The following is a 25,223-nucleotide window of genomic DNA, read 5'->3' on the forward strand; positions in this document are numbered from 1 at the left end:
ATATTCTCTTAGCATATCTGAGCATAGATCATCCGTTTCAGCATATCATATTTTTATACTATGCTCAGAAAACGTTTAATATCGCGATCATGCGCTGAGCCACCATATATTTAAATTTTACAGACAAAACGGCAGCTCCCTCGGGAACTGCCGTTATATAGATCAACTGTTATATGGATCAATTACTTAACAGTAACAGTTATAGCATTCTTGATAGGATCAGTTGTATTCCACTGACCATTAACTCTTGCAGCAACAGCTACCTTGTAGGTCATACCGGGAGTCAGATTCTTGGGAGTTACATAGCTGTTTGTAGTAACATTGGTAGTCTGAACTCTCCACTTACCTGCCAGGTATACAGCGATGCCGTACTTGTCAGCGCCCTGTACCTTATCCCATACTAACTGTATCTGGTGATACTGAGTATTGTAATTAGCCTTTACGTTTGTAGGATAGTCATTTGTCTGAGTGCTGTTCTTCTGGGTCGTAACTGTTATAGCCTTCGAGTAGTCACCGTCATATTTGCCGTTGTTGTTGGCAAGAACTGCTACCTTGTAGCTTGTACCTGCTGCCAGACCGCTGAGTGTGTAGCTGTTAGCGGTAGTCTCAGCAAGACCTGTCCACTTGCCGTTCTTGTAGATGTATACGCCGTACTTGGAAACGCCGCTTACCTTGTTCCAGCTGATCTTTGCAGAGGATGTAGTTACACTATCGCACTTAACGGTAGGATTGCTTATTGTAGAGCCTGATTCGCCGCCGTTTCTCTTGAATACGTACTCAGAACCGCTTGCCTTAGTACCGTCGGGCTCAGTACCCCATACCAGTACGCCGTTAACATACATAGGTATATTCTGGTTGAGTGCACTATCGCTCTTGATATCGGTAGCTGTAGCTATTCCGCCCTTGTAAGACCAGTCGTTTGTAGGATCCCAAGCGCCTGCGGTAGACTTGCCGTTTATAGCATCGGGGATAGAGATCCTGAACTGTACTTCATCTCTGTGCTCGCTCTGACCAGTAGGCTGGATAGCTCTGCCGTCCTCGAACTTGACCTTAGCATAAAGTGTCTTGCCGGACTTATCGCCCTCGTATACATAAGGACCGCTTACAGTACCGTAGCCCTGCTCGCCTTCCTTATACTGCTGGCTGTTGCTTATTACCTTGATGTCGTCGATAGTCAGACCTGCGTCGAATATCTCGGAAGCATCAAAGAAGTATCTGTACTCTATGTCCTTAGCAACTCTTGCAGGCCAAGCGGTATGGTTCATAGCCCATGCCTTGATCTCGGAGTAGCTGTTGCCCTTGCCGTTAAGAACTGCTGCTACTTCCCATTCAGCCCACTTGGGAGTTTCCTTTACAGGGAAGTTATTGAGAGGCTTTCCGCCGTAATCGTCGATCATAGCACACAGACAAGCAGTGTAGCCTGCGTTATAGTCGATAGCAACCTCTGTATACTGGAAGTCAGCTACCTTGTAATCGCCGTAGTCGCCTGAACTGTCAGGACCGCCGATAAGCGCACCATAGAGAGTATGAGCATATTCTGTCTGCCAGCCTTCGTTTCCTCCGGATTCCTGACCGAGCTCGTTCCAGTGGTCGTCGTGTACGCCGGAAGCGGTTCTGTGGTGGATAGCCGTAGGAGACTTATCGCCCATACCGAGAACATAGCTGTAGCCCATTTCATTATCGCCAAAGCAGTAGTTCATCTGGAGATCGCCCCATTTGCTGAACTTATTCTCAACATCTGTACCCTTGAAGAGTGTATCAGAACCGAGCTTTGCAAGGAAAGCTGTAGTAGTTGCGTGACGCAGACAACCCCACTGGAACAGCCATGAAAGTCCCTTAGGTGTTATCTTGCCAAAGAAAGGCTTGGAATCCTCGCCCATCCAGTAAGTGAGGTGACGCTTTACGTGAGCAGTCCATTCCTTGTTGCCTGTTATCTGAGCGTAGAGGAAAGCAGCACCCTGTGAGGTATCGTCCCAGCAGAGACCCCATGTGAACTTACGAGCTGTATCCTGCTCTTCCTTGGGGAATAAGGGGATATAATCCTGTTCAACCTTGTTGAGATATGACTTATCGCCTGTTGCCTTGTAAAGCCAGAGAGCAGCAAACATACAGTCATCTACCCATGACTCGGTTTTATACATACCTGCCATACCGCCGATATCTGAACAGTCTCTTATCTGGTCAGCACCCTTGAAAAGGGACTTAGCGTGCTTGAGGTATTCGTTAGCTCTGTCGGGATCTGTATCCTTGAATACGAGATATCCTTCTGCAAGAGCAGCAGCAGAAAGTCCTGCAACAGAAGCATTTTCGATCACATCATACGGACGCTTCCAGTCACCGTTGTTGAGGTGATGTTTACGGAGATAAACTTCTGAGCTGCACCAGATGTTATGGTCAGTAGAACCGCCTTTGAAATCACCGATAGTTCCGACCATTTTTCCGTTGCCCATATCGCAGTTCATTACATAGTCAAGTCCCCACTGGAGATTGTTTCTGTAAAGCTCGCCCATGCCTGCATTATCGACAGCATCTTTGTACTCAAGATAGCCCCATGCAAGCATTGAAGCTGAATAAGCATTTGTAAGACAGAACTTGAAGTGGTCACCTGCATCGAACCAGCCGCCCTTTACGTAGTCAGTGTCGTTACCGTCCTCATCGACCATACAGTCGTCCTTCCACTGAACAGTGTTCCACTCGGGAAGTACACCTGACTGCTGTACCTCATAGAAGAACATCGACTTCTGGAGTGCCTCTGCATAGTTGTATGCCGAAGCTGCGTTTGCCGTCAGTACCGGTGAACTGTTCTGAGGCAGTACAGAGACCATTCCAGCTGCCATAACAAGTGCTGATACCGCTGCAGTGATTTTTTTGATCAACATTTTCCATTCTCCTCTCGAAAAAATAAGATTTTCCTTTTAGTCATTATGAATATAATATCCTTGTGTTTTTAAATTTTACTATATTATCTGCCTTTTGTCAATGGCTAAAATAATAAATTAAATATCCTAAAAAAACAAAAATACAGCACATTCACACAACTATCCCGCACAAAGTGCGTAGAATGCTATAATAGTTGTATTCTCGTCATGATTTCATATAACAGCAAATTTGAAAATAATTCATCAAAGATAAAACATTATACAAAAAACAACGTCCGACGGCAAACAGCACCGTCGGACGTTTTGTTCATATTTCCTCATTAAAGATACTTCTGTAAAAACACATCAATGACAACAGGTCTGGAGAAATAATACCCCTGATAGCTGTATATGCAGTATTGTCTTGCAAAATCTATCATCTCACGGGTCTCCATGCCTTCAAGGCATACATGTACCTGCAATTCTCTTGCGCAGCCTGTTATAGCCTTGATTATAGCCTGATTGGCAGTATTTGTCATTATATCCTTTGTAAAGCCGCGGTCGAATTTCAGTGTCTCAACCGAAAGATCACTCAGCAGGTTGAGTGACGAGAATCCAGTACCGAAATCATCTATCGCTATGCGAATCCCCAGTCCTTTCAGGAAATTTATCTCAGCCTGAAGATAGCTTTTTTCCAGCTGACGGCAGCTCTCTGTGAGCTCCATGCAAAGGTTTTTCGGCGGGAACCCTGTTTCCTTCAGTATCGCCTTTACGGATTCACGGAAAAGCGGATGCGACAACTGCGTATAGGCTATGTTCACATTAAGCGTGAAATCAGGATATTTTTCCACCATTATCATGCTCTCATTCATCGAACGTCTGAGTATCCAGCAGCCCAGTTCAAAAAAGCTTGGATCATTTTCAAGCATCGGTATGAACTCTCCCGGCATGACCGTACCAAAGTCCTCACTGTTCCACCTAAGCAGCGCCTCTGCCCCTATCAGCTCCTCCTTGTCTGATGACATCAGCGGCTGATAGCACATAAAGAACCCGTCATAATCATTCACCATGGACTTTCGCAGCGCACTCATAAGCCCGAGCCTGCGGCGTGTGGTGTCTTTCATATTGTTTTCAAATACGTACAGTTCCCCGTGATGTTCATGCTTTGATCTTTCAAGAGCATACCTGGCACTGCTCTGCACCGAGAACTCATCGTATTCCCCGTCAAGCAGCAGAGCCCCCGCAGATATACAGACGGGTATACGGATATTATCAACAAAAACATTATACTTCATCTCAAACTGTATCTTACGGTACAGATCGTAAATATACCCCACAGCTACGTCAGTAAGACAGCACGCGAATTTTGCACCGTCCATACGGTAGACCTTGCTGCGTGAACCTATCACGTTCTTCAGTACCATTCCGACCTGTTTTAGCACCTTGTCACCGAAGCTGTAACCGTACATATCGTTTATCTCGGAAAAGCAGTTTATACCTATCAGCAGTTCCACTGCCGTTTGACCCGATAGCTTGAGATCCCGTATGTCCTGCAGGAATTCATATACATTATACAGTCCCGAAGCCGCATCAACTCTCTCAGCTATACCATGGTTCTCAATAGAACCTATAAATATATCAGGCTTGCCTCGCATGACCTTGCCCTTGCAGGTACATATAACATACTCGCCGTCTTTGTTCATCGCCCTGTAGTCAACACAGTGATTATTTTTCACCCCACTGAGCACCGCATTTATATCATCCAGATACTTCTGCCTGTCCTCGGGATGTACATGGTTCGCCCATATCTCACCTGCATTTTCCGATATTCTCCGGGCAGACCAAAATATTCAACCGCTTTAGCTGACCATCTTGATAAACCCGAATCAAGATCGGTCAGAAAAATATAACCTCTCTCAGAAGTTTCAGCAAATCCTTCAAACAGACGGCTGTCAAGTATATCTATTGAATCCACATGATCTCCCCCCTCCGGTTATTTAGCTGGCTAAAGAACAAATAGTTCCCTAAGTTAAATTTATTATACCACAGTTCAAAAAAAATTTCAATATCTTTTTCGGTTATTTCATGTTTGAAATAACGTTTTTAGCATTTTGCACAATTTAATTAAACATTATCAAACTCGATATAGTCCCACATCCAATTTAAAAATATATATTTTTCCAATATTTAAAAATGATATGTTAATATTGTGTATGATACACCATGCTTGTCTATCCGCGCCTCAGGCAGCTGCAACAATATAGCTTTATACAATTTTTATGAGCATATATAACACTTTTCAGAAGAGGTATATGGTATAATTTCTATAGGCAGAAAAGGCTCTGAGCTTTCTGCCTATAATAATGTCATTAAATGAAATAACGATTTTTAAAAGGAGTGGATATGATGAAGATGCTGAATATTGTCAACGGTCCTCAGAACGTTTCAAACATTGTCCTCGGCTGTATGAGAATGCCTGCACTTGATGTGAAAGCTGCGGCTGATATGATAAACAGCGCATACAAAATGGGGATAAACTTCTTTGATCATGCAACCTGCTACGGTGAAGGTGAAGCCGAGACCCGCTTCGGTGACGCACTGCCGCTGACTGGTATAAGCAGAGATGATATAGTACTTCAAAGCAAATGCGGTCTGCATTTTGACCGCGGTGAGTTCGACTGGACAAAAGAAGATATACTGGCAAGTGCCGAAGCCAGCCTCAAAAGGCTCCGCACTGACCGCCTTGATGTACTGCTGCTTCATCGTCCGGACCTGCTGTTCGATCCTGCCGAGGTAGCCGAAGCTTTCGATAAACTGTATGACAGCGGCAAGGTGCTCCACTTCGGTGTAAGCAACATTACCCCGGGTCAGCTGGAACTCCTGAAAAAATATGTGCGTCAGCCGCTGGTATTCAACCAGCTCCAGTTCTCACTGGATCAGACCCAGCTTATCGACTGCGGACTATACATAAACAACCTTACCACAGACCGTTCAACCGACAGGGATAACGGCATCCTCGATTACTGCCGCCTCCACGATATCACCATACAGGCATGGTCACCTCTCCAGAAGGGTATGTTCGGCGGATGCTTCGTAGATGATCCCGAATTCCCCGAGCTTAACGCAGTACTGGCAAGGCTGGGCGAAAAATACGGTGTACCGAAAACTGCCATAGCGATCGCATGGATACTTCGTCATCCTGCAAATATGCAGGCTATCGCAGGCACTATGGATCCTGCTCACCTGAAGGATATCTGCGATGCTTCAAAGGTAACGCTTACACATAAAGAATGGTATGAGCTCTACCTCGCTTCGGGTAAGTTCCTGCCGTAACAGACTTAAAGGAAACGGTTTAACAGACCGTTTCTGCTTTTTACGAAAAGTTAATAATATATCATCAAATGCCTGTTGTAAACAGACAACGCCTATGATATACTTTTTCATTGGTCATATGTTTTTGGTTATAGGATAGAATTGTGAGGGGAAAATTATAATGAAGGATCTGACAAAAGGCGAGCCTACCCGGCTGTTGCTGCTGTTTGCCATACCCATGCTGCTCGGAAACGTGTTCCAGCAGTTTTACAATCTGGCAGATACAAGGATAGTCGGTCAATATCTCGGTGAAAACCCACTGGCTGCTGTCGGCGCTACGTCTTCGATCAACAACGTTATTATCGGATTCATGCACGGATTAACCGGCGGATTCAGCCTTACTGCCGCCCGTGCATTCGGTGAAAAAAATTATGATAAGCTCAAAAAGACTGTGGCTGCAACAGTGGTACTAGGAGGAGTGACCTGTATAGTGCTCACTATACTTAGCCTCCTGTTCATCGATCCCCTGCTGCACGCTATAAACGTGGAACCCGATATCTATAATGACGCTAAAAGTTATATAACAATGATACTCGCAGGAATGGGGATAATCCTCTGCTACAATGCTATGGCATCGCTGATGCGTGCTATAGGCGATACAGTCATGCCGCTGGTATTCCTTATATTCTCAGCATTCGGAAATATAATTCTTGATATACTGTTTGTAAAATATCTGAGGTTAGGCATAAGGGGCGCTGCCGCTGCTACTCTTATCACTTCCGGTATGTCGGCCGTTGCCTGTTTTATCTATATGAAGAAAAAATACCCGTTCCTCATACCCTCAGCTGAGCATTTCAAATTCTCACGCAAGTTTGCAGGTGATATGTACGCATCGGGCTGTTCTATGGGACTTATGAATTCCATGGTAGGTCTTGGCTCCCTTATAATGCAGGGTGCGATAAATAACCTCGGCAAAGATACCATCAACGCTCATATCGCCGCAAGAAAGATAAGTGAGATGTGCATGATGCCTATGATGGCATTCGGCGGTGCTGCTTCAAACTTCGCCGGTCAGAACTACGGTGCAGGAAAATACTCGAGAGTACGCAAGGGTTTTTACAGTGCCACCATGCTTACCTGGATATGGAGCGTATTCGCTATCATAGCTGTATACGTAGGCACACCTTTCTTCGTACAGGCAATAACAGGTCTGCATAAAGAATATATAATCAAAACAGCATCTCAGTATACCCATTTCAATTTCCCATTCTATTTCGTACTCGGTATAATATTCGTGTTCAGGCATTCACTGCAAAGTGTCAAGATAAAGCTTATGCCCACAATGTCCAGCTTTATCGAGCTTGTAGGAAAAATAGTCGTATCCTTCCTGCTGGCACCGAAGATAGGCTATAAGGCTATTATAATATCCGAACCGATCTCATGGCTGTTCATGACACCGGTGCTTATATGGGGATTTGTAAGCTGCAAACAGCTGAAAGAACCCGATGTTCCCGATATCGACTCAAAATCACTTGCAGGCGCAAAACTATAAAAAATGATCCCACAGTTTCCGTTATAGAAACTGTGGGATTTTTTACTATCATATTATCATAAGGCTTATACACCATACCTGACAATGAGTTGGATCTGTCAACATTATTCTGCCTTGACCCACTCACCGTTCTCGTTGAGCATATTGCCGTTGTAATCCACTATATGCATGATAGTGTTCATATCAAATACACCGCTGCTTATATTCTGGTTTGCAGGATTTACCGCTGTAAAGCGGACAGTAACATCTGACATTTTTGACGGCAGTTCATCCAGTGTAAGCTTCTCGATCATCTCACCGGGACGCACCCAGCCCGTTGCACCTATGCGTACAAGGCTCTCATCAGAGGGATAGAACAGATCATGCCAGAAAAGCTTCATCTTTTTATTTCCGAGATTCTTCTTATCAGTGTATATCTCCGCGCGAACAAGCACCTTTGTGCTCTCGGGCGAAACAAAATCTACCTGCACCGTCCTGTCGCGACTGTCACATATAAGTATCGGCTGGAACGCTACCGTCAGATCACTATTGAAGGGCATGACCTGCAGGCTCGATGCATCAGGGTTCACCTCAGATATCGATTTGGTATCCGCAGCAAATTTTACTTTTTCGGGACGCAAATATGTCACATACTTTATAATAAGCATCAGGGCGATAAGTATTATCATTGCCGCCATGAAGATACGACCGATCAGTCGGTGCATTGGCTGCTTCTTGTTCTTTTCGTTTACTGCTGCATCGCTCATCAGTTCGCCACCTCCAATGTAACAGGGATATTTGCGTCATAGGGTGAAAGCACACCCGTTTCGTGATCATAAAAACGCTCGCTCATATTCAAGCTGTAGCTGCCTGCGGGCAGATACGAACCATCAGGCAGAGTTTTCAGCTGTACCTCGCCTATCATATAGCCGGGCTCAAACAGTCCCGACTGCGCGATCAGCCACTTGCCGTCCTCTACGCCGTTCGTACTCAGCCCATGAGCTATAAGCTCGTCCTCGCTTATATACAGGCTCATTACTATATCATGTGTGGAATCCTCCACATTTCGGACATCGCAGTGCAGTTTGCCCGAACCGTTCTCGGCAGTGTAGACATCACCTGCGGAATATACAGTGAAATGACCGTTGGTCTCAGCCTTGCTTTCCTCCTCTGAAGTGTCGGTCTGGTCGGGAGTCACCTGCTTGTCATCATCTTTCGGTGCCGAACTGTCATCAGTTTTTTTCTGATTATCATCCTTCTGCGGATCTATCTTCTGCTGATTTTCATCTGCTGCCGCAGGCTTTTCAAATATATGCGGCTCGTCGTATCTGCGGTATAACGAAAATGTGCATACCAAGATAAATACTGCCGTCAGCAGTATATTGATGATCCAGCCTATGATATCTCTGACACCGTGCTTTTTGCGCTTATTCTCATCGGTCGTCTGCGCATTATCACGCTCCATGATCTCGTTGTCCAATTTTGTTACCTCCTTACGCTGAAAAGCGGCTGTGGTGTACAGCCGCTGATGTAATATTTGCAGTACCGATATCAACGTAGCTTTGTGAATCAAAGCCGCTCATATTTGTAATGTTGATAGTGATAGATGTATCTCTATCACCGCCAACCGTGATAGGTTCCTGAGAATTTGAAACATTAAAGGTTGCGCCAAAATTTTCTGATTGACTGTTATCAGCTATCGATGTAACACTTGTTATGGCAAAGTTGCTGTCATTCTTAATATTGAATGATTTTTCTTCTGTCTCATTGTCTGCTAAAGCATAAGAGGATACGGTTCCTGATCATCTCCTACTGTCTTATTATAGGTATGGTTAACTGGATCCCATGTAATAACCTGATATTTACGAGTTGTATCGGTTCTAACGATATCCCACTGCAACGTATCAGCATCGATTGTTACATTCCAGATATGATTGACAGAATCATTATTATTAGGATCGATATCACCCTCCTCTACAGGAGTATCCACGCTGGAAATCTTTGCCTGAAGTGCAACACTGGCATTTTTGTAATCTGGACCATCACTGTAATTATCTGATGTTATAGTCGGTTCTGCGAAAGCTGATATACTGCCAAGTGCGGAAATGGTCATCATAGTTGCGGTGATAGCTGCGAATCTCTTCATGGTCTTTTTCATAGATTTCATCCTTTCGTTTTAAAATGCAATATTTGAATTGCATATTTAATATAATATTTACAAATAGCATTATCCCCAATATCAGCAGTATACCCACGATAGTTCAGATTTTCCGAACAAGAAGCATAAAAATACCCTGCCGGGATCAAAACCGATCTTCCGGCAAGGTATTGGTCATTCATCGTATATGTAAATCGATACTTTTTTCCATTTAACTGATCAAACCCTTATACTCGCTCTCAGGCGATCAATCATTACTATCTCCGTTTGATCAACATTTATTGCAAGGTCGATCCCCCTTCATATACCGTATGCTCTGTCTTAAAGTATCCCGAGGGTATGTAATTCGGATATTATCCTACAATGCTGCATATCACTTAACTGCAATAGTGAAAGCCCTGTTTGCAAGATCTGATGTATCCCACTTTCCATTGACCTTTGCACATATCACCACGTCATACTTGCTGCCTGCTTTCAGCTTAGGCGAAGTAAATGTCGTGGTCTTTGCGTCGGTGTAAGCCTGTACTTTCCACTTTCCTGCCAGATTAACTGCAACACCGTACTGCTGTGCACCCTCTACCTCCGTCCAGTTAAGGCGGAACTGGAAATAATCCGAATAATTGATCCTTGCAACTTTTGCAAATTTTGCCTCTCTCAGCTCAGGAAATTCAGTCCTGTTTTCAATGTCTATCACCTTGAAATTGGTAGCGTTTGCAAGTGCGTGTTTCTCAGCAGCTGAACCATTATAACACTTCAGTGTGAAAGAAGGTTCTTTATTTTCATTTTCAGACCTGTAATTGTTTGTAAAGGTATTTCCGCCAATTTTCTTTAAGCTTGCAGGAGCTACTAATTCTTTAAGGCTTGTACACCTGTAAAAATTAGAGTTATTTATATAATCAACGTTAGATGATAATTTAACATCTTCAAGAGAAGTACACGCATAAAAAGCCATAGTTCCAATATATGTCACAGTATCAGGTATTGATATGCTGACAATTTTTTTACAGTTTTGAAAAGCATAATCTTTAATAGTTTCCAGACCATCAGGCAGGTTGATATTATCAAGGTTATAGCAAGCACGAAATGCAGCCTCACCTATAGATTTAATACCGGAAGGCAGCTCAACATCCGTAAGATTTTCACAGCCATCAAATGTTGCAATTTCTATTTCAGTTAATTTACTTGATAATGTAACTCTCTCCAGAGCAATGCACGTTGCAAACACACTGCCTCCTAAAGTTTCAACGCTGTCGGGCATTTCCACTTTGATCAATTTCTTACAAGAACAAAAAGACTGTGCACCTAAATTTTTAACACCATCAGGTATCTTGACTTCAAGTAAATCGCCACATTCATAAAAAGCTCTCCTGCCGATACTTGTCACAGCCAAACCGTCTATCTCAGCAGGTATATCAACAACTTCATCGGTACCGTTGTACTTTGTTATCTCAACAGTACCATTATCTAAAGTGTACTCATAATCGCCATAAGTCAGCACTTCTGTATCAGAGCTTGCAGCCGAAGCTGTCACACCACTGTAAACAACTGCACCCGGCAAAGCAGTACCTCCGAATACAAGTGTCAGCGCCAGCAGACCTGATGTAAATCTTTTTTTATTCATATTGATTACCTCCCAAATTAAATTATTTTACATATTGTATGATACCACAGCAATCATTATTTGTCAACAAAAATTTCAAATAAACGCAAAAAACAGCAGAGCCTGAGCCCTGCTGTCGCAATTATTGATCATATTACTTGATAGTAACAGTAAATGCTCTGCCGCTGATATTGCTGGTATCCCATTCACCGTTCACCTTTGCACATATCACCATCTGATACTTATCTCCCGGTTTCAGCTTCGGTGATGTGAAAGTAGTGGTCTTGGCATTTGTGTATGCCTGTACCTTCCACTTTCCTGCCAGCTTTACAGCTATGCCGTACTGCTGTGCATCGGGCACTGCCGACCACTTCACCCTGAACTGATGATAAACCTCGTTGTACTGCACTTCCTCAGGCACAGGATATGCAGGAACAGCCTTTTCGTTGGGTGTTACGGTTATAGCCTTTTCTACATCTGTATACTCCTTGCCGCATATGATAGCTGATACAGCCACCTGATACTCGGCGCCTGGCTTGAGTTTTTCCAGCAGATAGTAAGGAGTATCCACCTCAGCTATCTTTTTCCAGCTTCCGTTCTGTAAACCGTATACTCCGTATTTTTCAGCGCCGAAAGATTCTTCCCATTTGAGTTCAACACTTTCATCGCCTTTTTCAAATGTTACCTCTGGTATCAGATCATTCATATAAACATAGTCCAAACCGATATCATCAGCATACGCCGCCGCAGCAGAACCCTTTACACAGTATATCTTCAATCCAAGACTTGTCGCCTTACTGAATGAGAATGTACCTATATCCTTAACGCTTCCCGCTATCATTACGTCACTCAGTGATATGCAGTAATAGAATGCGTGATTTCCGATAGCTGTTACACCATCCGGTATCACTATGCTCTTCAGTGATTTGCAATTGAAAAACATTTTCTCGCTTATCTCAGTTATACCCTTAGGCAAAGTAATATCAGCCAGACCGTAACAGTTCATAAATGCCTGCTCGCCAATGGTCTTCACGCCTTCGGGCATCCTTACTTCATTAAGTGAATAGCAGTCACTGAATGCCGATGCACCTATGCTCTCGAGTCCGTCAGGCAGATATATACTGCCCATATTAAGGCACCATGTAAAAGCAGAATCACCAATGGTCTTCAGCGTTCCGGGCAGTATGACCTCTCTCAGGAGCTTGCAGTTATCAAATGCGCTATTGCATATCTCAGTAACGCCTTCGGGTATCTCAACGCTTGTCAGGCTGTTCATATTATAGAATGCCTTTTCGCCTATGCTCGTTACCTTTTTGCCGTCGATCTCATCGGGTATCTTAATATCTGCTTCGGTACCCAGATATTTGACTATGCTAACAGTACCGTCATCCAGTTCGCTGTACTCATAATCAGCACTGCCTTCTGCCGCCGCTGAGATAACACGGATCCCGCCATCCCTTGCCATAGGAAGAGCTGTTCCGCCTGTGACCAGTGCCAATGCCAGCAGACCTGCTGCAATTCTTTTAATATCCATTTTAACGACCTCCATAAAAAACAATTTTTCATTTGATTATACCACTAACTTTATTCTTCTATTTTATCATAATTTTTTTAACTATTCTACCATATTTTTTGATAAATGTAAATACAATATCCGACACCCAACTCAGCACCCTTTATAAATGCCGCATGAGCGCGTATTTTCAGAGCTATTTCATTCAGCAGATACGCAGTCAAACAGGGTTTCAGATACACAATTCATTATTTTGTAAAAACACTTGACATATAAATTATGATATTGTATAATACATATGAGCGTATATATTTTATCACATGGACGGAGGATGAAGATGAATCTTACGCATTTGAGATATGTTGTGGAAGTCGAGCGCCTTGGTTCTATAACCAAAGCTGCAGCTGCACTTTATATGGGTCAGCCGAATCTTTCCAAAGCTATAAAAGAAATGGAACATGAAGTTGGTATACCGATATTCAAGCGTTCTGCAAAGGGCGTAGTACCTACCGATAAAGGCAAGGCTTTCCTGCAGTATGCCAAGGCGATACTCGTCCAGCTGGATAAGATGGAAAATCTCTACAAGGACAACGTCAATAACAGAGTCAGCTTTTCACTCCTTCTGCCACGTGCAAGCTATATCACCCATGCATTTACCTGCTTTTTAAACAACGTATCAGACAGTCAGGCTATGGATGTCAAGATCAAAGAAACCAACTCCATGGAAACTATAAACTCTGTAGTCGAATGCGAATATGATATGGGCATAATACGCTATCCCATCGCATACGAAAGCTTTTTTCTTCCGCTGCTGGAGGAAAAGAACCTCACCGTACACAGCAGCTGGGAGTATGACTATGTGCTTATAATGAGCGAGGACAGCCCCCTTGCCCTTGAAGATGATATCACCGAGGATGTGCTTGAAAAGTATATCGAGATACTCCACGGCGATAACACCGTCCCAAATATCGCATCGGTATATCAAAAAAAGAATTCCGATCTCAACCCTCACAGACGGCATATATATGTATACGAAAGAGGAAGTCAGTTCGATATACTGTCGTCGTGTCCCGAATCATATATGTGGGTATCGCCCATGCCGCAGGAGATACTTGACCGCTGCAGACTTGTACAGCGCAGTACCCCGAATATCCGCAAGACCAATAAGGACGTTCTGATATACCAATCCAGCTACCGGCTCAGCGCTACAGATAATATATTCCTGGAGGAACTTGAAAAGGTACGCAAAGAGATCAGTATATTATAATATGGTTATCCCCTTAACACACCACAAGTAAGATCACTGCACCAAAGCAGCCAAGATCCTTAAATACGCACTGTTTCCAAGCTTGCGGCGGTTGAATTTGCAGCAGTATTCAGCAGCATAGTATTGCACCTGAATAGGCCAATGATCCGGTCCCGGTTCAGTCACTTCTATGTAAAAATCATAATCTTGTTCCTCATCTCCCAAATATGCTTCTGCTGATGCACCTGAGTTTTCATCAACCAAAATGCCGTTTTCCATTACAAGAGTATATGAATAATCCGAAGGAAAAGTAACGTAATTATCACTTCTGAAGCGTATCTGTCCACTCGGATCCATAGTATTTCCGTGATCTTCTGGGATACTATGGCGTTCTTGTATTTATGGTTTGTGCCTTTAAGATTGTTTTTGACAGACACTTATACTCAGTAAAACAAACCCGCCGATGTGCTTAATATAAACACATCGGCGGGATAATTTTATATCATTCTGTCCTGAGGGCTGTAACAGGATCTTTCTTGGCTGCTTTCTTCGCGGGGATAAAACCGCCTATAAGTGTCAGGAATATGCTGAGGGCTATCAGTACAAATGCACTTAGCACAGGGAGAGATGCATTAACATCATCTGTTTCTGCCACTTGATGTATCACTGCATTGCCGGGTATCAGCATAAGTAGGGTAAGTCCTATACCTATAATACCCGAACAAAGTCCGATGATAAATGTTTCAGCATTGAATACCTGTGAGATATTCCTCTTTGAAGCACCTATCGCACGGAGGATACCTATCTCCTTTGTTCTTTCAAGAACGGAGATATAGGTGATGATTCCGATCATGATGGAGGATACTATCAGCGATACTGCAACAAAGGCTATCAGTACATAGGATATTGTATTTACTATCTTTGTTACCGAGGACATCATCAGACCTACATAATCGGTGTAGGTTATCTGGTCTTCAGCACCTGCCTTATTGTTATAGTCCCGGATACATTGTGCTATGGCGTCCTTTGATTCAAAATCGTCTGCGTAGATATCTATTGATGAAGGTGCATCTAAACTTACAACGCCAAGTGTCGAGAGTGTATCATCATAGTTGCCGTTTGAGATATACATATCATATATCATCAGCATTACATTATCATCGGGAGATTCAAGATATTCATCAAGTAATTGCGACATATCCATCTCGCTCATATTTTCGGGGTCTGCCATTTCATCAGGCATATCGGGGATATCTGCGTTTTCTGCTGTTTCAGCATCATCGGACTCCCCTGCTTTTGCTGAGTTGCTCTGTTTCTGTATCTCACCTGTAATTTCAGGGATGATGCCTGAAAGGTCATCCATGGACATTCCTGCCATCGACATCATGGACATACTGTCCATGGACTGCATCATCGTAGTGTAAATACCAGCTTTTTCACTTGTGTTAAGGCTTCTTATATATGTCTTTGCATCCTCGATCTTCTGCTTATCATCGGCAGCTTCAAAGCTAAGACCGTTTATGACATTTATGTCCTTGTTTGCCAGCTGTTCTTTTACAATTTCGCTGTTGTTGGTATGATCTATCAGGTAATTTGTCAGCGCCGAGGTATAACCGATCGGTGTGTTGATCAGCTGAACATCAGAATCAGCGTTAGGCTTGATGATACCGGCTATCTTCAGCTTTATTGCACTGTCTATCATTCCCTCTATGGCGGTATTGTCATCCGATATATTATCATATGTGCCGTTCTCGTTCTTTATGAAAAGATCACACTGGGGAATAAGATAATAATCCTTAGCACAGATATCAGCATAATCCAGCTTTTTGGATTCTATTTTGACCTCTTTGCCTGCATCTATCTGATCCACGATATCTTTATATTCCTGTGAGGGAAGTATCCCGAGTTCATAGAGAACAGTTGCTGAGACTTCATTGTTTTCATCAAGTACAAGTACGACCTCATCGTATTTTTCAGGATACTTACCGTAAAGGACTTCATAATTCTCAGTCATAGCATTGCTGACCTGATTACCGTCAGTCCCTGCGATAAGCTGTGAAAAATCAGATGCATAAGCACCGCCCATCATGCCCATTACATCCCTGCCTTCCAGAGGAGTTGCCTTTCTGGAACTGAGGGTACTGCCGTCGGTGTTGACGAATTCGCCGTTTTCATCATATGTGAATACGCCGAATTTTGTATCGTAGGAATAAACTATGCCGTTCTCACCCACGTATTTGTTTATCTCACTGTCTTTATCGTCAAGATATTTTTTGAAAGCGGTCAGGTTGTTTTTTGTGAGGCTCATTGTCATAGCCGCCCTGTCCTCAAAATCAGAGTTGTCAACATAAACGCCGTCCATATCGTGAGTTTTTTCCTCTTCGCTCTGCCTGCCCATGGGAGTGTTTTCTATCACAGCGCTCATATCAAAAGTCTGAGCTTCGATACTTATAGGATACGACGCCATGGTGCTTTTCTGTACATCACTGATATAATTGTTTACACCATTTGACAGTGAAAGTATCATCGCGATACCTATGATACCGATAGAGCCTGCAAAAGAGGTCAGCAGAGTTCTTCCCTTTTTGGTACGCAGATTGTTGAAACTGAGACCCAGCGAAGTCAGCGGTGACATTGACGATCTGCCCATGTTCTTGTGCTCGGGTGAGGCAAGTTCGGTCTCATCTACCTCATAAGGGTTGGAATCGTTTATCATTTTTCCGTCTTTGAGTTTTACTATCCTGTTGGCATATTGCTCCGCCAGTTCAGGGTTATGTGTAACCATTATGACCAGCCTGTCCTTTGCGACTTCCGCAAGCAAGTCCATAACCTGTACACTGGTCTCGGAATCAAGAGCACCTGTCGGTTCGTCCGCAAGGAGTATATCGGGGTCGTTTACCAATGCTCTCGCGATAGCCACACGCTGCATCTGTCCGCCCGACATCTGATTGGGACGCTTGTGTATCTGTTCTCCAAGTCCCACTTTTTCAAGCGCTTCTTTAGCACGTCTTTTTCTTTCGGACTTAGAGATACCCGAAATGGTCAGGGCAAGCTCAACATTTGAAAGCACGCTCTGGTGCGGGATAAGGTTGTAGCTCTGAAACACAAAACCTATTGTATGGTTACGGTAGCTGTCCCAGTCCCTGTCCTTGTATTTCTTTGTAGATATCCCGTTGATGATTAGGTCGCCGCTGTCATAGCGGTCAAGTCCGCCCACTATATTCAGCAGTGTCGTCTTTCCAGAACCCGACGGACCCAGTATCGCAACAAATTCATTGTCACGGAAATTAAGGCTGACCCCGTCCAGCGCGGTCTGTTTCAGATCGCCTGTGATGTACTCCTTTCGGATGTCTTGGATCTTTAACATTTGCTCTCCTTCTTTCGTCTGTCTTTATATATTTAATAGTACAGAGTTTTCACAGCATCAAGATCAACTCCGCCCGCTGAGAAAAACTCGACAAATTTCATTTTATCACACCTTGAACAACTACAAGTAATAACTATGTGATAATTATGTGAAATCAATTAAAGATCAGGTGATACAAACATGGTATTTACTTAACGGATATTTTGTTCTATAATTATTTACAGGCAGTCACGAAATATCCCCTGCTAAAAGTGAACTGTGACACGGATGAAAATTCAGCCATATGAGAAACGGTCAGCTGAAACCCGGATACAACATACAGTCAGCGGTGAAAGGCGTATACAGAACAAAACACCCCCGAGTCCTCTTTTTTGAAGAGGGCTTGGGGGGTGTGCGCACTGAAACAGCTTATTTCACCAGTAATTATGTTTTTTACTCTGATGTTCGGATATAGTTAGAGGGTGCTGCGGTTGCAACACCCTCTTTTGTATAAAAATATACCCGCCGAAACCGACGGGTATATCGATATATAAGGACTAAAGTTTAAATGGCAGAGATTATACCACGCCCTGAGCCTTCATAGCCTCAGCAACCTTCAGGAAGCCTGCGATGTTAGCGCCTGCGATCAGGTCATCGCCCAGACCGTACTCCTTAGCAGCCTTAACAGAAGCGTCGAAGATATTCTTCATGATCTGGTGCAGCTTAGCGTCAACCTCTTCAGCTGTCCAGTTATATCTCATGGAGTTCTGGCTCATTTCCAGACCGGAAACGGAAACGCCGCCTGCGTTAACTGCCTTTGAAGGAGCAACATTCAGACCGTTTTCCTTCAGGTATGCAACAGCATCAGCAGTTGTAGGCATATTAGCAACCTCGATATAGTACTTAGCACCGTTAGCAACGATATTCTTAGCATCATCAAGATTTACTTCGTTCTGAGTAGCGCAAGGCATATAGATATCAGCCTTAGCCTCCCAAGGCTTCTTGCCTGCATAGAAAGGTACACCGAACTTGTCAGCATAATCCTGAACTCTGTTTCTGCAGGAAGCTCTCATCTCCAGCAGGTAATCTACCTTCTCGCCTGTGATGCCGTCCTTGTCGTAGATATAACCGTCAGGACCGGAGATAGTAACTACCTTTCCGCCCAGCTCGTTAACCTTCTTGATAGTACCCCAAGCAACGTTACCGAAGCCGGATACTGCAAAGGTCTTGCCCTCGATGGAATCATTGTAGTGCTTGAGCATCTCAACTGCGTAGTAAACAGCGCCGTAGCCTGTAGCCTCAGGTCTGATCAGGGATCCGCCGTATTCCATACCCTTACCGGTCAGAACGCCAACGAACTCGTTTCTGATCCTCTTGTACTGACCGAACAGATAGCCGATCTCTCTTCCGCCAACACCGATATCACCTGCAGGAACGTCAGTATCAGCGCCAACGTGCTTGCACAGCTCAGTCATGAAGCTCTGGCAGAATCTCATAACTTCAGCGTCAGACTTGCCCTGAGGATCAAAGTCAGAACCGCCCTTGCCGCCGCCCATAGGAAGGCTGGTCAGGCTGTTCTTGAAAGTCTGCTCGAAGCCCAGGAACTTGATAACGGAAGCACATACTGTGGGGTGGAATCTCAGACCGCCCTTGTAAGGTCCGATAGCGGAGTTGAACTGGATACGGAAACCTCTGTTTACCTGTACCTTGCCGTTGTCATCAACCCAGGGAACACGGAACATTATCTGTCTCTCGGGCTCAACTATTCTGTCGAATACGCCTGCATCAATAAGATCCTGTCTCTTGTCAGCAACAGGAACAAGGCTCTCAAGAACCTCATAAACTGCCTGGTGGAATTCCTTCTCGCCGGGGTTTCTCTTCTCGACCTGCTCGTATACCTTCTGGAGGTACTCATTCTTCAATGCCATTGTAAAAACTCCCATCTTAAATAAATAGTCTGCTGTAAGCACGCCACACACGGACATTTGTCCGCGTCGGGCTCACACTGCCTTTATATTATAGCACACAATATCCCATTTTGCAAGTGTAAAAACAAAAAAATTCAGTTTCCGCACAATTTTTAGCTTATTAGAAATAAAACTGCGTAATTTCATCTTGATATTTATGCAATTAGTCGGAATAGTTCAGTATTTTTATATCGCAAAATAATACGCCAAAACATCTCAAACAAACTCAAAATGCCTATTCTGCAGGATTTTATTCAATTATGAATTTTAGAAATCCATTTCCTGCATTACAATGAACCTGCATTAGCCGCCGTGGTATTTCCTTGACTGTTACAACTGCGGATATCAAAAAATCATAGATTTTATTGCTATATATCTTTACTTTTTGGAGTATATATGGTATACTATCTGTGACGGTGCTGTATCTGCACCGAATCTGAAACGGACACGGCAGTGATGTCTGTCACTGCGGCAGCACGGATATCTTTGTACCGACCGACTTATATCATATCCCTTCCCTTTCGCACAGGCGAATACTGACCCTGATGTGCGTCACGGGACGGCAGATGAAATGTCCGAACGGTGCAGAGGTTCTGTGCGAGCCGATGCTGCACAGAACACTGCCTGTCCGTAAAAAACCGAAAGGACAAGACAGATGAAAATTTATCTTATCGACTTTGAAAACGTAAAGTCAAAGGGTCTTACAGGTATCGACAGCCTGACCGAGTATGACCGCGTGATCATATTTTACAGCGAGAATGCCGACACCATCAATTTCGAGATGCACCAGAAGGTGCTCATATCCAAAGCCGAGGTCGAGTATTTCAAGGTACACGTAGGCGGCAAGAACGCACTGGATTTCCAGCTTTCGACTCTGCTTGGATATCTGGTCAGCAAGAATTACTACAGCCATATATTCGTCATCAGTAATGACAAGAGTTTTGATTTCCTTCACGATTTCTGGCACGGCAAATACATAGCAGCACCCGATTGCATAGTTTACCGCACCAAGACCATAGCACAGGCTATCAATTATGCAGGCGGAAAGAAGCAGATAGTGCCCGACGATGACGATACCGACACAGCCGTTTTCGGTGCCGCTGACGATACATCAGCCGAAAACTCAGCCGAAGATATCACAAAAGATATTCAGGCAGCAGAAGAAGTAAACGATACCAAGTCTGAAGCAGCCGAAACCGATACAGCACAGCCGGCTCCAAATAACGAAGCCGCTGAAAAGCCGCCTGTAATGAGTGCAGATCTGACCGAGAAACGCTCTCCCAAGCCGGCGCCCAAAAAGGAAAAGGCTCCTGTACAGGCTAAAAGAACTCAGCCCGATAAAGCTGAAGAATTCACTATCAGCGCAGAAGAGCTCAACGCTCTTGAAGCATCATTCAGCGCTTATTCCATCATAGATGTGAAAAAGAACGATAAAAAGACTGAGAGCAAGACAGAAAATATCCCCGAAAAGAAAACTGCGGATATCCCTGTGGAAAAGCCCTCAGCAGTTCCGGCAGCAAAAAAGGAAGCTGCCGCTGTCTGTGAGCCTGCCAAAGCAGAGCCGCCGACAAAGGAAGCAGTCAGTGAAAAGCCTGCCGATAAGCCCAAAGCAAAATCAAACGGTTTCTTCGCCGCTCTTAAAGAGATAATGAAAAAGACCGATTGCAAGGCTGAGATGATAAACCATATTTCCCAGCTGCTCATTAACTCCGATACCAAAGAGGAGTTCCACAACGCTCTCGCCAAGGATTACAAGCAGGATGCCACCGAGCTTTATAAGCTGCTGCGTCCCAAGTATCTCAGACTCAGAGAGATGTATGCTGCCGAGCACCCGGGATTTGTAACAGCGCCAACTGCAGATACTGCTCCTGTCAAGGCTGAAACTACCGTCAAGACCGAAGCTCCTGCAAAACCTGCATCCGAACCCAAGGCAGATATCTCCGTTCCCGAAACGGAAAAGCCTGCCGAGCAGACCTCCGAAAAAGCCGAGGCTCCTGCCGCAGCTGAGGAAAAGCCCGCAAAGAAGAAGACCAGGAGTACTAAAGCCAAAACCGCCAAGGCAGCTAGATCCGAGGAGGATAAAAAGCCTGCCAAGACAGCAAAGCCGCGAACCAAAAAGAAAGCCGCATCCGATACAGCCTCTCCCGATGTGAACACTCAGACAAAGAGCCTCGATCAGCTCCTTGACGGCAAGTGTTCCCCCGAGGAGATCGAGCTTATCCGCCAGCTTTTCAGAGAAGTACCCTCACGCCAGCAGCTCTACATACGCATGATAAAGCTGTTCGGCAAAAAGGAAGGCTGTGTTTATTACAATGCGATAAAGGCTGAGTACGAAACACTGCGCGAAGCAATAAAGTAATTAAAATATCCCCCGTCAGCCGACGGGGGATAATTCTTGAATGGAGGATATATGCATATCACCGAAGAACACAATCCCCGCCTGCCCTACCTGCGGGACAAGACCTCAAAGCTTACCACTTCACCCGGGGTATATATAATGAAGGACAAAAGCGGTAAGATAATATATATCGGCAAGGCGAAGAACCTGCACAACCGCGTAAATTCATATTTCCGCAAAGGACAGGATCATCTGCCGAAGGTGTGGAAAATGGTATCCAATGTCAACGACTACGAATTCATAGTGACAGACAGTGAATTTGAAGCCCTCGTACTTGAATGCTCCCTTATTAAAATGCACACCCCGAAATACAACATTCTTCTGAAAGATGACAAGGGCTACAGCTATATCCGCGTGACTGACGAGCCGTATCCGCGCATACAAGCGGTTTTGCAGAAATCCGATGACAGTGCCGAATATATCGGGCCATATACCAGTTCATTCACCGTGAAACAAGCGGTAGAAGAAGCAAACCGCGTGTTCAGATTGCCCACCTGTACAAAAATATTCCCTCGCGATATCAAAAAGCAGCGTCCCTGCCTTAACTACCATATCAAACGCTGCATGGGTGTCTGTACAGGTGAATTCAGCGAGGAGGAATACCGCAGCATCGTTTCTCAGGCAGTTGACTATATCAAAAACGGTTCATCCAGTTCAGTTGAACGTCTTACCGAAGAAATGGAACGTGCCGCCGAAAACCTTGAATTTGAACTTGCAGCCAGGCTGCGTGACAGGATAACTGCCATACAGAAAGCTGCCGAGAGCCAGAAGGTCATTGATGAAACCATTCCCGACTGTGATATCATCGCCATATCACAGAGTGCGGATATCGCCTGCGCAAGTGTTATAATGTACCGCGGCGGACGACTGACCGACAAGGCAGATTACTTCCTCGGCGACCGCTCAGAACCTGCTGCGATGATGGAAGAATTCGTCCTCAGCTTCTATGCCATGAAGGATGACGCACCAAAAACTATCATTCTCGAAGAAGACCCCACGGATATCCTTATGCTTGAGCAGTATCTCCGCGAGAAATATGACCACGCCGTTCACGTAAGTGTACCAAAAAGAGGACATTTATTAAGACTATCCACAATGGCAAAAAATAACGCCAACGCATTTATATCCGTCCGCGTAGGCAGAACAGGACGCGAAGTCGCAGGGCTGGACGAACTGGCAAGGGCGCTTGGCATGGAAAAACCGCCCCGCTTCATCGAATGCTACGATATTTCCAATCTGGCATCCACCGATATGGTGGCTGGTATGGTAGTATTTGAAAACGGCAGACCATGCCGCAAAAACTATCGCAAATTCAGTATAAAGACCGTCTTTGAGCAAAACGACTACGCCTGCATGACCGAGGTCATCGAACGACGTTTTGCCGAATACAAAAAAGGCACCGATGACGGTTTCGCACAGCTTCCCGACCTGATACTCCTTGACGGCGGCAACGGTCACGTAAACACCATAAGACCTGTTCTTGAACGTCTTGGTATAAGTGTACCCCTGTACGGTCTTGTAAAGGACGACCGCCACCGTACACGCGCCATAGCTACAGGCAGCGGAGAGATATCCCTGCTGAAAAGCCGCGCCGCCTTCGCACTGGTAACGCAGATACAGGATGAAGTCCACCGCGTAGCAATAAGCTACCAGCGCTCAAAGCGCAGAAAGACTGCTTTCAGTCTTGAACTCACTTCCGTAAGGGGCGTGGGCGAGAAAAAAGCCCAGAAGCTCATGCGCGAATTCAAAACAAAGGAAGCTCTGAAAAAAGCATCCGCCGAGGAACTCCGTGCAGTGGCTGGCATAAGTGCCGATACCGCAGCAGAGCTCAAAAAGATAATAGATGAAATGAGTTGATATTATGGTAAGAGAAATAGTACACGATGTTATATTCCTGAAAAAGAAGTCCATAAAAGCGGACAAGAACGATGTAGATATAATCACAGACCTCCGGGATACCCTGAAAGCAAACCACGACCGCTGTGTAGGCATGGCAGCAAATATGATAGGCTTCAACAAGCGCATCATCATATTCACCGCAGGCATAATGGATATCGTTATGATAAATCCCGTGATAGTAAAGAAAGCCCAGCCCTACGAAACCGAGGAAGGCTGTCTTTCCCTTACAGGCGTCCGCAAGACAAAGCGCTGGGAAAAGATAACCGTTGAATATCAGGATACCTCATTCAACAAAAAGCGCGGTGATTTCACAGGCTTTGTAGCCCAGATAATCCAGCATGAATGCGACCATCTTGAAGGCATAATCATCTGATGTATAACACAGCTATATATACAAAAATACGAGCGTATGCACACCTATGCATACGCTCATACTATGTCCGTATATTATTTCCCGCCTGCGATATCAATGCCGTCAGCAGAATACATCACTTCTCACAGAACAACTCTATCTCCTCACCAAGGGCACCATAGAAGAAAGCCATTCTTGCAGGCAGCGGAGGTTCAGAAGGTATACAGATATCACTCGGTTCTTTAAACACCTCGTATCCTGCTTCACGTACACTCTCTATAATAGTATCAACATCATCCACAGCAAACGCAAAATGCCGTACAGCACCTGTTGTCTTGATTCCCTCTCCGTTTGTGAATACCTCGATAAGACAGTTTCCCGCATCGAACATCACTCCGTCGCACCATTCACGCTTAACTTCAAGACCCAGTATACCCGAATACAGTTCCCTTACCTTCTCCAGTTCATCTCCTCCGTGACATTTCAGCGAAATATGATGTATACCCTTTATCACGTTACCACCTCGTTATTATAGTATAAAAAAGAGTGATGATCATATAATCATCACTCAGAGGCGCCACCCAGATTTGAACTGGGGATCAGGGTGTTGCAGACCCACGCCTTACCACTTGGCTATAGCGCCATAAAAAAGAGCGGATTACGAGGCTCGAACTCGCTACCTCCACCTTGGCAAGGTGGCGCTCTACCAGATGAGCTAAATCCGCAAGTGCCAATATTTTATTGACAGTGCCTTTCGACACAAGCGACCCGGATGAGACTCGAACTCACGACCTCCGCCGTGACAGGGCGGCGTTCTAACCAACTGAACTACCGGGCCGTAAGAGTTTTATTCAAACTCTTGATGGTGGGGACTACAGGGCTCGAACCTGTGACCCTCTGCTTGTAAGGCAGATGCTCTCCCAGCTGAGCTAAACCCCCATTTTGCTGGACTTTGTGAGGTTTTCGTTTTTGTTTTGTCCCTCACAACAGTATCTATTATACACCATTACAAGTGATTTGTCAACCCCTTTTTTCAAAAAAAA

At 44.6% G+C, this 25,223-nt stretch carries 18 protein-coding genes and 4 tRNA genes; 6 read left to right on the forward strand and 16 right to left on the reverse strand.

Features of this window, described 5'->3' with window-relative positions:
• Positions 1 to 182: 182 nt before the first annotated feature.
• The 3 genes from RUMAL_RS12390 to RUMAL_RS12400 form a co-directional block, all read right to left on the reverse strand.
• On the reverse strand, positions 183 to 2,879 hold the full coding sequence (locus tag RUMAL_RS12390; protein ID WP_013499061.1) for a glycoside hydrolase family 9 protein: 2,697 nt from the start codon (positions 2,877 to 2,879) through the stop codon (positions 183 to 185).
• A 320-nt stretch (positions 2,880 to 3,199) separates the two neighbouring features.
• Positions 3,200 to 4,708 (reverse strand): GGDEF and EAL domain-containing protein, encoded by a 1,509-nt coding sequence (locus tag RUMAL_RS12395; protein WP_336470116.1) that lies wholly within the window; start codon positions 4,706 to 4,708, stop codon positions 3,200 to 3,202.
• Positions 4,612 to 4,833 carry a hypothetical protein gene (locus tag RUMAL_RS12400; protein WP_013499063.1) on the reverse strand — a complete coding sequence of 74 codons (222 nt, stop codon included), beginning with the start codon at positions 4,831 to 4,833 and terminating at the stop codon, positions 4,612 to 4,614. Before RUMAL_RS12400 ends, RUMAL_RS12395 begins: the two co-directional genes overlap by 97 nt.
• Positions 4,834 to 5,264: 431 nt before the next feature.
• On the opposite strand from RUMAL_RS12400, the gene RUMAL_RS12405 reads away from it, so the two are divergent.
• Positions 5,265 to 6,191 (forward strand): aldo/keto reductase, encoded by a 927-nt coding sequence (locus RUMAL_RS12405; RefSeq protein ID WP_028504092.1) that lies wholly within the window; start codon positions 5,265 to 5,267, stop codon positions 6,189 to 6,191.
• A 160-nt stretch (positions 6,192 to 6,351) separates the two neighbouring features.
• Positions 6,352 to 7,722: an MATE family efflux transporter gene (locus tag RUMAL_RS12410; RefSeq protein ID WP_013499065.1), complete on the forward strand. Its 1,371-nt coding sequence runs from the start codon at positions 6,352 to 6,354 to the stop codon at positions 7,720 to 7,722.
• A 104-nt stretch (positions 7,723 to 7,826) separates the two neighbouring features.
• On the opposite strand, the gene RUMAL_RS12415 is transcribed toward RUMAL_RS12410, so the two are convergent.
• The 5 genes from RUMAL_RS12415 to RUMAL_RS20825 form a co-directional block, all read right to left on the reverse strand.
• Complete coding sequence (locus tag RUMAL_RS12415; protein ID WP_013499066.1) at positions 7,827 to 8,468, reverse strand: hypothetical protein; 642 nt, start codon at positions 8,466 to 8,468, stop codon at positions 7,827 to 7,829.
• Positions 8,468 to 9,181, reverse strand: a complete 714-nt coding sequence (locus tag RUMAL_RS12420) for a hypothetical protein (protein ID WP_013499067.1) — start codon at positions 9,179 to 9,181, stop codon at positions 8,468 to 8,470. The genes RUMAL_RS12415 and RUMAL_RS12420 overlap by 1 nt, the downstream gene beginning before the upstream one ends.
• Before the next feature lie 294 nt (positions 9,182 to 9,475).
• Entirely contained in the window at positions 9,476 to 9,859 is a 384-nt protein-coding gene (locus tag RUMAL_RS12425) for a hypothetical protein (protein ID WP_013499068.1), read from the reverse strand.
• Positions 9,860 to 10,232: 373 nt separating this feature from the next.
• Positions 10,233 to 11,480 (reverse strand): leucine-rich repeat domain-containing protein, encoded by a 1,248-nt coding sequence (locus tag RUMAL_RS12430; RefSeq protein WP_013499069.1) that lies wholly within the window; start codon positions 11,478 to 11,480, stop codon positions 10,233 to 10,235.
• Between the two features lie 133 nt (positions 11,481 to 11,613).
• Complete coding sequence (locus tag RUMAL_RS20825) at positions 11,614 to 12,993, reverse strand: leucine-rich repeat protein (RefSeq protein WP_013499070.1); 1,380 nt, start codon at positions 12,991 to 12,993, stop codon at positions 11,614 to 11,616.
• Positions 12,994 to 13,309: 316 nt separating this feature from the next.
• Here RUMAL_RS20825 and RUMAL_RS12440 point away from each other — a divergent pair, with 316 nt between their 5' ends.
• Positions 13,310 to 14,239: a LysR family transcriptional regulator gene (locus RUMAL_RS12440; RefSeq protein ID WP_013499071.1), complete on the forward strand. Its 930-nt coding sequence runs from the start codon at positions 13,310 to 13,312 to the stop codon at positions 14,237 to 14,239.
• 33 nt (positions 14,240 to 14,272) lie between these two features.
• Here the strand turns inward: RUMAL_RS12440 and RUMAL_RS22515 are convergent, their stop codons facing one another.
• The 3 genes from RUMAL_RS22515 to gdhA form a co-directional block, all read right to left on the reverse strand.
• A complete protein-coding gene (locus RUMAL_RS22515) occupies positions 14,273 to 14,575 on the reverse strand; it encodes a hypothetical protein (protein WP_013499072.1) in 303 nt (100 codons plus the stop codon).
• 145 nt (positions 14,576 to 14,720) lie between these two features.
• Positions 14,721 to 17,585 carry an ABC transporter ATP-binding protein/permease gene (locus RUMAL_RS12450; RefSeq protein ID WP_013499073.1) on the reverse strand — a complete coding sequence of 955 codons (2,865 nt, stop codon included), beginning with the start codon at positions 17,583 to 17,585 and terminating at the stop codon, positions 14,721 to 14,723.
• Between the two features lie 557 nt (positions 17,586 to 18,142).
• Positions 18,143 to 19,492 (reverse strand): NADP-specific glutamate dehydrogenase, encoded by a 1,350-nt coding sequence (gdhA, locus tag RUMAL_RS12455; RefSeq protein ID WP_013499074.1) that lies wholly within the window; start codon positions 19,490 to 19,492, stop codon positions 18,143 to 18,145.
• A gap of 694 nt (positions 19,493 to 20,186) precedes the next feature.
• Between gdhA and RUMAL_RS20830 the strand changes: the two genes are divergently transcribed.
• The 3 genes from RUMAL_RS20830 to RUMAL_RS12470 are packed head-to-tail and all read left to right on the forward strand — an operon-like array spanning position 20,187 to position 24,201.
• Positions 20,187 to 21,890 (forward strand): PIN domain-containing protein, encoded by a 1,704-nt coding sequence (locus RUMAL_RS20830; protein WP_013499075.1) that lies wholly within the window; start codon positions 20,187 to 20,189, stop codon positions 21,888 to 21,890.
• A gap of 51 nt (positions 21,891 to 21,941) precedes the next feature.
• Positions 21,942 to 23,786, forward strand: a complete 1,845-nt coding sequence (gene uvrC / locus RUMAL_RS12465) for an excinuclease ABC subunit UvrC (RefSeq protein WP_013499076.1) — start codon at positions 21,942 to 21,944, stop codon at positions 23,784 to 23,786.
• Positions 23,787 to 23,790: 4 nt separating this feature from the next.
• Positions 23,791 to 24,201 (forward strand): peptide deformylase, encoded by a 411-nt coding sequence (locus RUMAL_RS12470; RefSeq protein ID WP_013499077.1) that lies wholly within the window; start codon positions 23,791 to 23,793, stop codon positions 24,199 to 24,201.
• A gap of 115 nt (positions 24,202 to 24,316) precedes the next feature.
• Here the strand turns inward: RUMAL_RS12470 and RUMAL_RS12475 are convergent, their stop codons facing one another.
• The 5 genes from RUMAL_RS12475 to RUMAL_RS12495 all read right to left on the reverse strand — a co-directional run bounded on the left by RUMAL_RS12475 (position 24,317) and on the right by RUMAL_RS12495 (position 25,119).
• On the reverse strand, positions 24,317 to 24,694 hold the full coding sequence (locus tag RUMAL_RS12475; RefSeq protein WP_013499078.1) for a VOC family protein: 378 nt from the start codon (positions 24,692 to 24,694) through the stop codon (positions 24,317 to 24,319).
• 58 nt (positions 24,695 to 24,752) lie between these two features.
• Positions 24,753 to 24,823 (reverse strand) — tRNA-Cys (locus RUMAL_RS12480).
• A 9-nt stretch (positions 24,824 to 24,832) separates the two neighbouring features.
• Positions 24,833 to 24,905: transfer RNA gene (locus RUMAL_RS12485), tRNA-Gly, on the reverse strand.
• Positions 24,906 to 24,944: 39 nt separating this feature from the next.
• A tRNA-Asp gene (locus RUMAL_RS12490) sits at positions 24,945 to 25,018 on the reverse strand.
• A 25-nt stretch (positions 25,019 to 25,043) separates the two neighbouring features.
• Positions 25,044 to 25,119, reverse strand: a tRNA-Val gene (locus RUMAL_RS12495).
• Positions 25,120 to 25,223 lie beyond the last annotated feature (104 nt).

Source organism: Ruminococcus albus 7 = DSM 20455, from assembly GCF_000179635.2.
Taxonomy (GTDB): Bacteria; Bacillota; Clostridia; order Oscillospirales; family Ruminococcaceae; genus Hominimerdicola; species Hominimerdicola alba.